Origin of the sequence: Paenibacillus massiliensis subsp. panacisoli DSM 21345 (assembly GCF_000426545.1) — a bacterium.
Lineage (GTDB): Bacteria > Bacillota > Bacilli > Paenibacillales > Paenibacillaceae > Paenibacillus > Paenibacillus panacisoli.
Genome location: NZ_AUFO01000009.1, coordinates 102125 through 115671, shown reverse-complemented (window position 1 = coordinate 115671; position 13547 = coordinate 102125). Strand labels below are relative to the sequence as shown.

Annotated in this window: 12 protein-coding genes and 1 riboswitch; of the genes, 11 read left to right on the top strand and 1 reads right to left on the bottom strand. The window is 50.7% G+C overall.

Annotated elements, in window-relative coordinates; genetic code table 11:
* Positions 1-382: 382 nt before the first annotated feature.
* A complete protein-coding gene (fni, locus tag K331_RS0107205) occupies positions 383-1528 on the top strand; it encodes a type 2 isopentenyl-diphosphate Delta-isomerase (RefSeq protein WP_051289697.1) in 1146 nt (381 codons plus the stop codon).
* Positions 1529-1710: 182 nt separating this feature from the next.
* On the opposite strand, the gene K331_RS0107200 is transcribed toward fni, so the two are convergent.
* A complete protein-coding gene (locus tag K331_RS0107200) occupies positions 1711-2868 on the bottom strand; it encodes a glycosyltransferase family 4 protein (RefSeq protein WP_028589750.1) in 1158 nt (385 codons plus the stop codon).
* Between the two features lie 158 nt (positions 2869-3026).
* Here K331_RS0107200 and K331_RS0107195 point away from each other — a divergent pair, with 158 nt between their 5' ends.
* The 10 genes from K331_RS0107195 (at position 3027) to K331_RS0107150 (ending at position 13439) form a co-directional block, all read left to right on the top strand.
* On the top strand, positions 3027-3641 hold the full coding sequence (locus K331_RS0107195) for a GNAT family N-acetyltransferase (protein ID WP_084165377.1): 615 nt from the start codon (positions 3027-3029) through the stop codon (positions 3639-3641).
* 143 nt (positions 3642-3784) lie between these two features.
* A complete protein-coding gene (ychF, locus tag K331_RS0107190) occupies positions 3785-4885 on the top strand; it encodes a redox-regulated ATPase YchF (RefSeq protein ID WP_018884127.1) in 1101 nt (366 codons plus the stop codon).
* 660 nt (positions 4886-5545) lie between these two features.
* Positions 5546-6613, top strand: a complete 1068-nt coding sequence (prfA, locus tag K331_RS0107185; RefSeq protein ID WP_028589748.1) for a peptide chain release factor 1 — start codon at positions 5546-5548, stop codon at positions 6611-6613.
* Positions 6614-6637: 24 nt separating this feature from the next.
* A complete protein-coding gene (gene prmC, locus K331_RS0107180; RefSeq protein WP_084165401.1) occupies positions 6638-7501 on the top strand; it encodes a peptide chain release factor N(5)-glutamine methyltransferase in 864 nt (287 codons plus the stop codon).
* Between the two features lie 197 nt (positions 7502-7698).
* Positions 7699-9024, top strand: a complete 1326-nt coding sequence (locus K331_RS0107175; protein WP_028589746.1) for an FtsW/RodA/SpoVE family cell cycle protein — start codon at positions 7699-7701, stop codon at positions 9022-9024.
* Between the two features lie 186 nt (positions 9025-9210).
* Positions 9211-9873, top strand: coding sequence for a stage II sporulation protein R (spoIIR, locus tag K331_RS0107170; protein WP_028589745.1), 663 nt, complete (start codon positions 9211-9213; stop codon positions 9871-9873).
* A 142-nt stretch (positions 9874-10015) separates the two neighbouring features.
* The gene (locus K331_RS0107165) at positions 10016-11242 is read left to right on the top strand and encodes an L-threonylcarbamoyladenylate synthase (RefSeq protein WP_028589744.1); all 1227 of its coding nucleotides are present in this window, start codon (positions 10016-10018) and stop codon (positions 11240-11242) included.
* Between the two features lie 72 nt (positions 11243-11314).
* A complete protein-coding gene (locus K331_RS0107160; RefSeq protein ID WP_028589743.1) occupies positions 11315-11875 on the top strand; it encodes a manganese efflux pump MntP in 561 nt (186 codons plus the stop codon).
* Between the two features lie 29 nt (positions 11876-11904).
* On the top strand, positions 11905-12483 hold the full coding sequence (locus tag K331_RS0107155; protein WP_028589742.1) for a low molecular weight protein arginine phosphatase: 579 nt from the start codon (positions 11905-11907) through the stop codon (positions 12481-12483).
* A 106-nt stretch (positions 12484-12589) separates the two neighbouring features.
* A riboswitch (ZMP/ZTP riboswitch) is annotated at positions 12590-12671 on the top strand.
* Positions 12672-12848: 177 nt separating this feature from the next.
* The gene (locus K331_RS0107150) at positions 12849-13439 is read left to right on the top strand and encodes a TIGR01440 family protein (RefSeq protein WP_028589741.1); all 591 of its coding nucleotides are present in this window, start codon (positions 12849-12851) and stop codon (positions 13437-13439) included.
* Positions 13440-13547 lie beyond the last annotated feature (108 nt).

Genomic DNA, 13547 nt, shown 5'->3' with positions numbered 1-13547 from the left:
TTACTTTGGATGGCATACCAAATAATACGGGGAATTCCCGCCTTTTGTGTACGCCAACTATTCAGTTTTAAGACCGAACCACCATATAAGTAGCTGCCATTAAAAACATCTCCCTTCGTGTCAGGAACTTGCTTATTGCTAAGCTGTCTATAAAATAACCTTTTTTGGTAAATAAATCAATACAATAAATCAATACAGAATAATGAAAACTGTGAACAATCCTACAAGTATATTCAAATAATCGAATATGAGTGGATTCGGATATGCCCTGATATCGAATATAATGATAGATGATGAACATGAGAATGCCATGAACCCACTCGAACGCAGGGTGGTTCATTGAGATATCAGATGCTAAGAATTGCAGAGAGGGAGTGAGCGCATGAGCCGACCGGATCACGACGAGCGGAGGGAAGATCAGGTGGAAGAGCAGCCGACAGAACAATCGGGAGAACAGATAGGGGAAGAGACGGATGTGCAGACAGGGACGGTGCAGACGGGTGAGCGGAAAATGGAGCATGTTAGGCTATGTCTCCGCGAAAATGTAGCTGGTGAAGGAATTAGCAGTGGGCTGGAGCAATTTGTATTCAAGCATAACCCGCTGCCTGAGGTGGATTTTGATGACATCCAGCTGGCAAGCTATTTTCTGGGACACCAGTTGCAGGCACCACTCCTTATTAGCTCTATGACAGGGGGAAGTGCTGGCACAGCACAGATTAATCAACGGCTTGCTGCAGCAGCAGAGGCCAGAGGCTGGGCACTGGGACTTGGCTCTATCCGCGCTGCTGTGGAGAAAGAGGAGCTGGCTTATACCTTTCAGGTACGAAAGCAGGCCCCTAGCATTCCGATCATCGCCAACCTGGGCGCCGTGCAGCTGAATTACGGCTTTGGTGTAGAGCAGTGCCAGCGTGCTGTGGATATGGCGGAGGCAGATATGCTGGTCTTGCATTTGAACAGCCTGCAGGAGGTATTTCAGCCAGAGGGCAACACGAACTTCAGCGGACTGCTCTCCCGGATTGAGGAGGTATGCAGCAGGCTAACGGTTCCTGTCGGAGTTAAGGAAGTAGGCTGGGGCATTGATGGCGTCACAGCTGCCAGACTTTTCTCGGTAGGCGTATCATTCATCGATGTAGCTGGTGCAGGCGGGACGAGCTGGAGTCAGGTGGAGAAGTTCCGTAATACAGATCCGATCAAGCGGGCGGCAGCCGAGGCATTCGCTGATTGGGGTAACCCTACGGCGAGTTGTATCAGGGAGGTTCAGGAGCTCGAACAGGGGGCAGTGATCGGAAGTGGTGGACTGCGAAATGGAGTTGATGCAGCTAAGGCGATCGCGCTCGGTGCGGATCTGGCCGGATTTGGGCGCTCCCTCCTAGGGGCGGCAGTAGAATCCGAAGAGCTGGTGATCGAGCGATTGGCTCAGGTGGAGTTGGAGCTGCGTACGGTGATGTTTGGCATTGGTGTGCGTGATATGGAGCAGTTGAGAGGGACCTCTCGTCTTAGACAACTCGCAGGCCGATGGGGGCTGTAGTACGAGTTATAACAAGGGCAACAACGGACCAATAACGGAACAATAGCGCTATAATACACCTGTAGCAACATAGCAGGCCAGGACTTTGAATATTCTACCATTTTATTCGTAATCTCAGGCTATCGAGGCAGCACGGGCTGTGGCGATAGCCTGAGGTGTAATGATCCTTTGAGGTACATGAATTATGCTGTGAACGTTCGATGGCTCGCAGGCTGGCCCCGATACTGTATGGCTTCCTCGTAATCCGCGATTAGCCCGTCAAAAATATGCCTCCACGACCGCATCTGTGCAAGCCTTCTTCCTTCAAGACCCATCATCTTCAATTGGTCCATATGACCTCCCCACAGACATAATTCCCTAATTAGTGCTTCGGCATTGTTAGGTTCGATTAGAATCCCACTGCGATGCTGGGAGACCAGATCTTTTACCCCACCTGCATTCGCAGCTATGACAGGCAGGCCTGAAGCCATCGCCTCCAGCACTACGTTCCCGAATGTCTCGGTACAGGAAGGGAATACGAATATATCCGACGAAGCATACACGGCAGCAAGCTCTTCTCCATGAAGGTACCCAGTGAATGTTGTGTTCGCAGGTGCGTGTAGGCGCAGCTTGGGCAGTAGTGGTCCGTCTCCGACGATGAGCCAGTGTACGCGGGCTTGCATACTCTCGGGCAGATGCTTCATCGCGAGCATCAAGGTGTCGATATTCTTCTCGGGGGCAATTCGCCCGACGTAGAGGAGAATCAGAGGAGCTGTAATACCATAACGCTGCCGAATATGCTGATGGCGTCGATCAGGATGATATAGTTCACAGTCAATGCCGCGTGACCATAGCTTCAGACGTTGGATACCCTGTAGCTGCAGGGAGTTCATAGTTTCGAGAGAGGGTGTAAATGTAGCATCACAGGCTCTGTGGAACCATTTGATATACTTCCAATAAAGAGGAATCATGCTTTTCAATTTGTAATATTCGAGATAGCGGTCAAAATGAGTATGATAGGAGATGACGTGCGGAAGCTGATGCTTCAGTGCGTATTTCAGGCCAAGGAGCCCCATGTTGAATGGAGTGGCCAAGTGCAGCAGGTCGGGACGAAAGCCTCGCAGCTCTTCATGAATGGCTAGTCTATTCGGCAAGGCTATACGACACTCGGGATAAAGGAAGAAAGGGACATTGGCGACAGTGCGCACAGAAGCAGCATGGCTACCCTCAATGATGGATTGCGGAGTGAACAGCAGATGTTCGATTCCTCTGAGATTCAGATGCTGACTGAGGCGTTGCAGCGTCCGAGCGACCCCATTGGTATCCGGAGCGTAGGTGTCAGTGAACAAGGCCAGGCGCATGGTATCCCTCCTATGACAATGACTCTTGATGACACCATCATAACAACGGATCATCATGCTGAGGTTAAGCCCAGGTTAACTTGCTGAGCCCTCCTGTAAATTACTTGGCAGCAGTCATAATGCAATATATGAACGCATAAGGAGGATGGAATAGGGAGATGGACAAAGACTTGAGCAAGGATACGAATGAGAATACGAATGATGCTGCAATTGAGGCTTCGCTTGAAGTGGCGGGTAAGAAAACCGATCTGGAAGATACCGGCATAGCCATGGAGAAGGCCCGCGAGCTACAGGACAATATCCAGCTCCGTCGCATGAATGGTGCGGAATATGAGCGCTTCATCAAGAGGTTGATTCGGGATTATGCCGCTGACAAAGTGCAAGCAGGGACGTGGACGGAGGCAGAAGCACCACGGCTTTCGGAGGAAAGTCTTCATAAATTTTTGCCACAAGGGCTAGATACACCAGATGCCTACCTGTATGTGATAACGCTTCATGAGCAGAAGAATGAACAGGGAATCGGGATCATTTGGTTCAACATTACGGATACCCCCGTGGGTGCAGAAGCCTTCATCCTGGAGTTCTGGATCGAGGATGCTTATCAAGGACAAGGCTACGCCAAGCAAACGCTACGGGCTCTCGATGAGGAAGCACGCAGACGCGGGGTACGCAAAATCGGACTGCATGTATTCGGACATAATACCCGTGCCTTCGAGCTGTACAAAAAAATGGGCTACGTCGTGACGGACATTCAAATGTCCAAGGAGCTGTAAGCCCGGTGTTGCTGGAGTATATGTTCTCATATATAATGATTTAGACTGTTATCTGCTAATTGGTGCTTGGTTGGGTGTGAGGAAGCATGCGCTGTGCATGCGGCACCCCTGAAATTTATCCGAAAATAGGAGTTGTCATATACATGGCTTTGAAAGCTGGAATCGTAGGCCTGCCTAACGTCGGCAAATCTACATTGTTTAATGCAATTACACAAGCTGGCGCAGAATCGGCTAACTACCCGTTCTGTACGATTGATCCGAACGTGGGTATTGTAGAGGTGCCGGATGAGCGTCTGGACAAGCTGACTGAACTGGTTGAACCGAAGAAGACCGTTCCAACGGCCTTTGAATTCGTAGACATTGCTGGTCTGGTTCGCGGTGCGAGCAAGGGTGAGGGTCTGGGTAACAAATTCCTGGCTCACATCCGTGAGGTAGACGCTATCGTTCATGTGGTGCGCTGCTTCGAGGACGAGAACATTACCCATGTGGATGGCAAGATTGATCCGGTCAGCGACATTCAGACCATTAATCTGGAGCTGATTCTGGCCGATATCGAGAGCATCGAGAAGCGTATTGAGCGCTCCAAGAAGAATATGAAGGGCGGCAACAAGCAGTACGTGCAAGAGGTTGAGGTATTGGAAAAGGTGAAGGCTGTTCTGTACGAGGACAAGCCTGCCCGTAGCGTAGATCTGACGGACGAAGAGCGTCTCATTGTTCGTGATCTGCACTTGCTCACGCTCAAGCCTGTACTGTATGCGGCTAATGTGTCAGAGGATGAGATCGCTGATGTTGCCAACAATCCGTATGTGAACCGTGTGAAGGAGTTCGCTGCAGCTGAGAATGCTGAAGTGGTGCCAATTAGTGCCAAGGTTGAGGAAGAAATCTCTGAGCTGGAAGGCGAAGACAAGCAGATGTTCCTGGAGGAGCTGGGTATTCAGGATTCTGGTCTGAACCTGCTGATCAAGGCTGCGTACAAGCTTCTCGGATTGTATACGTATTTCACAGCTGGGGTGCAAGAGGTTCGCGCCTGGACGATCCGCAAGGGAACCAAGGCTCCAGGAGCAGCGGGAGTGATCCACACGGATTTCGAACGTGGCTTCATTCGTGCTGAGGTGGTATCCTACGATGATCTGGTTGCGGCTGGTTCTATGAACGGTGCCAAGGAACGCGGACAGCTCCGCCTGGAAGGTAAAGAATATGTCGTGCAGGATGGCGACGTTATGCATTTCCGTTTCAACGTGTAATACAAGGTGTGCTAGCAAAGTCCTGTATTAGCAAGGAACACCAATACGCTAATATCAGGCAATGCATTATTGAATAACCTAGTAGCATAGTAACGATAATCAGGGCAAGCCTGTCATTGTGTAATTAGCCTGCTGATCTTCTTAGGAAGACGGCAGGCTTTGTTCGTTGCTGATTGTTTTTAGCTGACGGATATATTAATATGCAAGCAAGCGTTGTTCTTCGTACGAGTAGTCCTCGACAGCGCCTGCCGTGTGTGGTATTCGGCTACATTATTTAATGTGCTGACATGTATTAACATACAGTTTGATGACAAGATATTATTGGGTATCCAGTGGGCATGGTTACTGTTCAGGCATTCGATAATATGCTATAATTAAGAGTCGTATACCTTATTGATTTCTACTTTTCAGTAAAGGATTTGATGACGTTGTAGCGAGCTTGGGCGTCGAGATGTAAGTTCAAGAGTATGTCGAGATATAGGTTGAAGAATATATTGTATGAACTAAAGTGAGGGCTTCTGTCCAGGTAACTCATGTTCTGAGTAAGCAGTCAGGATGTATGTGGCACAAGTTCCGGCTTGAACTGAAGTTATAGATGAAATATGAGCACATAGCAGATGTAACGAATTGAATTGAAATTGATACGTGAGGTGACCCATCATGTTGGATAAATTACAGGCTTTGGCCGACCGTTATGAGAAGCTCAGCGAGCTGCTCTGTGACCCGGATGTAGTAAATGATAGCAAGAAGCTGCGCGAATATTCCAAGGAGCAATCCGATCTGCATCCAGCCTACGAGGCATATACTGAATATAAGAACGTTAGCGAAGAACTGGAGGCAGCGAAGCAGCTCCAAGGCGAGAAGCTCGATGACGAGATGCGCGAGATGGTCAAAGTGGAGATCGAAGAGCTCAGTTCACGGCAGAAGGAGCTGGATGAGCATATCCGCGTTCTGATGCTACCGAAGGACCCTAACGATGATAAGAATGTGATCGTAGAAATTCGTGGTGCGGCTGGAGGAGACGAAGCCGCTCTGTTTGCAGCGGATCTGTACCGGATGTACACTCGTTATGCAGATACGCAAGGCTGGCGTGTGGAGCTGATGGACGCTAATATGAATGACCTGGGCGGCTTCAAAGAGGTCATCTTCATGATTACGGGCAGAGGCGCATATAGCAAGCTGAAATTCGAGAGCGGTGCCCACCGTGTTCAGAGAATTCCAACGACAGAGTCTGGTGGACGGATTCATACCTCCACATCCACTGTATCCGTTATGCCTGAGGCAGAGGAAGTGGATATCGAGATTCTGGATAAGGATATTCGTGTAGATACCTTCTGCTCCAGTGGTGCTGGTGGGCAGTCTGTTAATACGACGAAGTCTGCTGTGCGGGTAACGCATATGCCAACTGGTATTGTAGCTACGTGTCAGGATGGGAAATCGCAGAACTCCAACAAGGAGAAGGCACTTCAGGTCTTGCGTGCACGTATCTCCGATATGATGCGTCAGGAAGAGGAAGCCAAGTATGCTGGCGAGCGCAAGAGCAAGGTGGGTACCGGAGATCGCAGTGAGCGTATTCGCACCTATAATTTCCCACAGAGCCGTGTCACGGATCATCGCATCGGTCTGACCATGCACAAGCTGGATCAGGTCATGAATGGCGAGATTAATGAGATTGTATCTGCGCTTACGATTGCCGAACAGGCTGAGCTCATGGAACAAGAGGTATAAGCTTTGACACGTGAATCGTATCGGATGTCGCCAGGACGGAGCATCAGAGAAGCCTTGACTGAGGCTTCTTCTTTTTTAGCAGAAGCAGGTGTATTAGAGCCGCAGCATAATGCACGTCTCCTGCTGGAGCATGTATTGGATATGCAGGGTGCTGCTTTCTACGCAGAGCTGGGGCAGCCCTTTCCTGCTGACAAGCAGCAGAATTGGGAAGCTGTTGTGAATCGAAAAGTCGCCGGTGAGCCAGCGCAGTACATTATAGGTGAGCAGGAGTTCTACGGACGCCCCTTCAAGGTATCGCCAAGTGTGCTCATTCCGCGTCCGGAGACGGAGCTGCTGGTGGAAGCGATCCTTCAGTATGGCGATCAGCTCTGGACGGGTGGCAACCCACGGGTGTTGGATATCGGGACGGGCAGCGGAGCGATAGCTATCACAATAGCAGCGGAGCGGAAGGGGTGGCAGGTGCTAGCGGGAGATCTGTCTCCCGATGCGCTTGCTGTAGCCCGGCTGAATGCTGCGGCTGTCGGTGTAGAACTGGTAATGAGACAGGGTGACCTGCTGGCTCCATTTGCTGGAGAGGCCGTTGATATACTGGTGTCGAACCCGCCTTATATTCCAGCTGCGGAGATCGATGGCCTGCAGCCTGAGGTCAGTCTTCATGAGCCGCGGCTGGCGCTGGACGGCGGACCAGACGGACTGGCACCTTACCGGATCATGATGCAGCAGCTGTCTCTGCTGCAAGCACCTCCCCGGCTGATTGGCTTCGAGCTGGGTAGGGGGCAGGCATCACTTGTCGCGGCATTGCTGAGGGAAGCAGGCCACTGGAGCCGCATTGTGGTTGTCCCAGATCTGGCGGGCATTGAGCGTCATGTACTGGGTCTGGCCGATTAGCCCCTAAGGCAGGCATTAGAGCCACATGTAGGTAAGCTGCATATGATCTCGGTGGAGTCCAGTATCGAAGGCCATCATGGTGTATTTTCTTTTTGAGCGCTGATCCTTTACAATGATAAAGGTGGATTATCCAGAGAGTGGCCTTTTTACACATTTTGTGCGAATGGCCAATCCTCAATAAGCTTCAGGGGGACAGCATGTTTCAGAAATTTAAGAGAGTTGACACGCCGATCATATTAATCCTGGTGCTGCTGATGGTCATTAGTGTAATCATACAGTATAGTGCAGGCCAATATTGGAATGGCCATGGCAATGACTATAAGAAGACATTGATCTATTATGCACTGGGGTTCATAGCGATTCTGGGCCTCACTATAGTGGATTTTCGTGTATTTATTCAAAATGCACTCTACATCTATGGTGGAGGCATTCTGCTGCTGCTGCTGGTCTTCTTTTTCGGGCAAAATTTGAATAACGCACAGGGCTGGCTCAAAATTGGCGAACTTAGCCTTCAACCAGCGGAGTTCTTCAAGCTAGCACTCATCATCTTTTTGTCGTATGTATTGATGCGAAAAAGGAATAGCGAGCTGCGCTTTATTCGGGACGTACTCCCGATCGGGTTTATTACCTTTATTCCTTTCGCAATTGTTATGGCGCAGAATGACCTGGGGAATGCACTTGCGTATCTCGTTATTCTGATCGGCATGCTATGGATCGGTAATATCAAATCTACCCACGCTATGATTGCCCTGGTGATTTTCACCGTGGTCGTGGGTGGAGGCATTAAGGCATACATGACCTTTCATGAGCAGATTTATAATTTCATGGTGAGTATTGACCGGACACACTGGACTGACCGTTTGGACCCTTGGCTCATGCCTGATGAAGCGTCAGCTGCGGCGAAATGGCATACGGATAATGCGAAGCGTGCTATTGCGTCCGGAGGCATGCTTGGTGAGGGCTTCCTTAATGGCTCGTCTGTACAGTCCGGGCGGGTACCTTATACGTATTCGGATTCGATTTTTGTAGTGGTAGCTGAAGAATTTGGATTTATAGGCTCATCGGTCTTATTACTACTCTATTTTATACTCATCCACCGTCTCATTTTGATTGCTCTGGAGTGTCGTGATCGCACCGGACCATTCCTGATTGTAGGGATTGTCGCGATGATGCTGTACCAGATTTTCGAGAACATCGGTGCATTTATTGGTATTATGCCGCTGACAGGGATTACCCTTCCGTTTGTCAGTTATGGGGGTACCTCGCTGCTTATTAACATGGCTAGTATGGGTCTCATCATGAGCATCAAGGTACATGGCCAGGAGGTAGACGATGACCTTCCTGATCCAGCAGCACGTCCGAGAGTGCAGGTGCTTCAGGATAGAGGGATAGCTGAAGAGCAGCCGACAGGCATCTCCCGTTGGGCTCGTAGTCTGCGAGAATCCAAGCCAGCCAAGCTGATCCAATCAAGCAAGTCCCCGAAGGATACGAAGAATAGTGTGAGCCAAAAGGATTCAGAGTAGAGAGCTCCACACAGAAGAATAGACACACTTCAGAACGGACTGTGGATCTCCAATAGATCGGCAGCCAGGACGAGGTGTGTTTTTTTGTGCGGAAGTCGTATCGTAGAATTTAATAGATTGCTAGGTTTAATCTCTCTCTCTCCGGACATACTGATAGACATGATAGAGTTCGGGGAGGGCATTGAGATGAGTAGAAGCGGATGGAGACAATTAGCCATGCTAGTCATGTGCTTGATGATATGGATTATGTCGTGGGAAGGTCAGAAGGTGGATGCTGCTGTACCCGGGTGGATTCAACAATCCGATGCCATTCCACAAGCATCCATCAGGCTCAGAATCCTGGCGAATTCCGACCAACCAAGTGACCAGCTGTTGAAGCTGCAGATTCGTGATGCTGTAGTTCAAGAGATGAACACATGGGTCTCGGAGCTGGATCAGCCGCAGAGTCTCCAGGAAGCACGTCGGATGGTGCGTTCCCGTCTGCCTGAGATTGAAGCAACCGTGGGCGAGCAGCTTGCCCTGCGGAATGTGAATTATAAATACAATGTTGAGCTCGGCAATGTTCCGTTTCCGAACAAATGGTATGGTAATAGACTGTATCCGGCAGGCGACTACGAAGCTGTAAGAATCACGTTGGGCTCAGGCCAGGGACAGAATTGGTGGTGTGTGCTGTTCCCGCCACTCTGCTTCGTCGGGGCAGCAACGGGCGACGGGAATACCGCAGCGGCGGCAGCGGCAGTGGGTGATGACACGTCACCAGTAACGGCTGGCGAGGAGCCGGAGGTTCGCTTCTTTCTGTGGGATATGCTAGTGAAGGGCTGGAACTGGTTAAGTAGCTTGTTCGCCTGAACTATCTTTCCTGTACATGTGTCCCTCAATGCATAGTAAGACCCTGTCTACGGATACAGGGATTGAATATGATATAATAGATCATAACAGGCATGCTAAGTATGGATGCGAGCCATGATTATACAGTATAGGATGAACTCATATGAATGATGAACGTGTGCCTGTGACAGGCTCACTACCAAGTAGAGCTGACCAGCGGGTGGAGACCCGCTACTGGTCGTTGAGCAGTATACCACGGCTCAGCGGAGATGATCTGCCGGTCGCAGCGGATGAACCTTATATTCCGGATACGGAGACAGTTGGTCAGGTTATGGAGACTATAGCGGATATTGCTGCTTTTCAGGAGGCTGCTGCTCTCCTCCGCCATGGAAAGACGGTGGCATTTCCGACCGAGACCGTATACGGTCTGGGAGCGGATGCCCGTAATGATCAAGCTGTAAGCTCTATTTTTATGGCTAAAGGCCGACCCTCGGACAATCCACTTATTGTGCACATAGCTGACCGTGCTCAGCTCGATGAGCTCGTGGAGCATGTTGATGAGCTGGCGGAGCAGCTAATACGGGATTTTTGGCCTGGACCGTTAACGCTGGTGCTGCCTGTGAGAGCTGGAGTGTTGTCGGCCCGGGTCACGGCAGGTCTGAATACGGTAGCGGTTCGTATGCCGGATCATGCAGTGGCCTTGCGCTTGCTGGCTGAGGCTGCTTGCCCGGTAGCGGCTCCCAGCGCCAATCTGTCCGGTAGACCTAGCCCGACGACGGCTGCTCACGTGTTGGAGGATCTTGATGGGCGTATTGATGGTATCCTCGATGCTGGCCCAACGGGGGTAGGTGTGGAGTCAACAGTTGTTGAGACAAGTCCAGATGGGAAGGTCACGATTCTTCGCCCAGGTGGCATTACTGCTGAGCAGTTAATGGCTGTCTCTGGCGTGAAGGCTGTCTTGGTGGACCCTGGGTTGAAGGAAGCGGCTAATGCTACTGATGGGCCTACAGCACCTCGTTCCCCAGGGGTCAAATATACACATTACGCTCCGCGCGGTACAATGTACATCGTAGAGGGCGGCTCGGTGGACGTCGTAGCTGCACGCATCCGCACAGAGCTGACGAAGGCAACGGAGAGTCACAAGCGTGCAGCTGTGCTTGCTTATGATGAGCATCTTGGAGCTTATTCACATCCATGTGTCTATTCGCTGGGGAGTCTTGCTGCACCAGAGCAGGCGGCTCAGAGGCTCTACTCCCTCCTTCGTCGCTGTGATGAAGAAGGGGTGGACCTCATTCTGGCGGAAGCGTGCCCCCTCAAGGGCATGGGAGCAGCTGTCATGAATCGCATGCTTAAGGCCGCAGGGAATCGAATCATTCACACAGGGAATTAGACGAGCTTGGCATGAAGCCCCCCTTGTCCGCATATCGTGTACAAGATTGATAATGTACATGGGGGAATGTGGATGCAGGAATTTGCAGCTCATACAGGGCAGTTCATGACCATTTTGATGATGGCTTTGGCACTTGGCATGGATGCCATGTCGCTTGGTGTCGGGGTCGGTATGAGAGGAATTCGATTTCTCGATGTGCTTCGGATTAGTACGGTAATTGCATTGTTTCATATCATTATGCCACTACTGGGGATGTTCACCGGTCAATATATGAGTGCGATTCTGGGCCAGGTTACGGTCTATGTGGCTGGTGGGCTGCTTATCCTGCTCGGCGGACATATGATCTATAATGCAATACGTGGGGAAGGTATCCCCATGCTCGATTACCGTTCCACCCTCGGGATGGTGCTATTCGCGTTAGGGGTGAGCATCGACTCCTTTTCGGCAGGTATTTCACTCGGAATGTTCAACAGTGATCTAGCACTGACGGTCATGACCTTCGGGATATGTGGAGGAGCGATGTCCATGCTCGGTTTGCTTCTGGGACGCAAGGCTAGTGTACAGCTAGGAGCCTATGGAGAAATGGTCGGAGGTACGATACTATTGACCTTTGGCTTTATGTTTATTTTTTAGTTGCTTACGGTACTGGGAGGCTGATCGCTATGAAGCATATTTTGTTTGTCTGCACAGGTAATACTTGCCGCAGCCCTATGGCAGAGGCAATGCTGCGTAAAATATCAGCTGAACGAAAGCTGGATCTGGAGGTTCGCTCCGCTGGCGTGGCTGCAATGGATGGAGCGACGATATCCCGTCATGCAAAGGCTGTTCTGGAGGATCATGATATCTATGAGGAATTCCGATCATCCTCGCTGAATTCGGAGTTGATGAACTGGGCAGAGTTGATTCTGACCTTGACTCAGGGACATAAGCAGCATGTGCTGCAGCGGTTCCCGCAATCGGCAGGGAAGGTATTCACCTTGAAGGAATACGTCGAGGATGACGAGCGAGTGCTACGCGATCTGCAGGAGATGGACGAGTTAGCTGCCTCCTTGGAGCTTGCAGCCGCTTTAGGGCAGGAGCTGTCGATGGAGCAGCGTGAAAAGATCATTGAGTTGCGACAACGCATTCCAAGCTTTGATATCTCCGATCCGTTCGGCGGCTCAAGGGATGATTATGAGGTGGCCGCTGCCGAGATCCGGACGGCCCTGCATCGACTGGTGGACAAGCTTACTAGGGAATAGGGAGCACTGGGGATTGTGCATGAAAGAAATGAACATTTTCCAATGAAAACTGCTACTCCAATATTGATTTCCGCTTGCAGATGAATTATGATGTTCATGTGTTAAGAGAGTCTGGTGTAACTGGCGACAAAAGTGGGCTGAACCACAATGGAGCACCAGATATACGGCCGGTCGCCTGGGCAAAAGAGCAACGCTGCATAGCAGCAGACTGCTCTTTTTTTCATTTTTTTAAGCTTCAACTCCTTCCTTTGTTGCTCAAGTATTTGAATTTTATGAATTGCAAAGTCAATAATCCGCTATAATGAAGACGATAGAATGTCAACGGAGAAGCCGGATTTATTGGGCAGGATAGGGAGGAGTGCAGAATGGGCAATGTGAAGCATGTAGAGGAGCTGCAGGCTGCGGTATCTAGCATTGTACGCGAGCTGGCGGAGGCTGCTCATCTGGGGCCAGGTCATCTGCTGGTCGTGGGCGCCAGTACTAGCGAAGTGGTGGGACAGCGAATCGGTACCTCTGGTGCGCTTGAGGTAGCGAAGCAGCTGCTGGCAGGAATTGAAGAAGTTCGCTTGGAGGCTGGCTTCGCTGTTGCTTATCAGTGCTGCGAGCATCTCAACCGGGCCTTGGTGCTGGAGCGTGAGGTCCTGGAGCGAATGGGCTTCAATGAAGTGGGCGCTGTCCCCGTACCAACGGCAGGTGGGTCCATGGCAGCCGCGGCTTATCAATTGATGCAGCAACCTTGCTTGGCTGAGCGCATTCAGGCGCATGCGGGCCTGGACATTGGCGAGACTCTCATCGGGATGCACTTGCGAAGAGTGGCGGTGCCTTACCGACCATCACTTCGTTATGTGGGACAGGCGCGTGTGACGGCAGCCTTCACCCGTCCTCCTCTTATTGGCGGCGAGCGAGCTGTATACAAGGTCCTCGGCGAGACGGATGCAAGTGGAAGCTGTGACTGAATCCTGTGTCTTAATGCTGTGTATCAATGCTGTGTATCAATGCTGTGTATCAATGCTGTACCATGAATGCCGTTATTCCATGTTTTAATGCCATTCTATGATGCAATG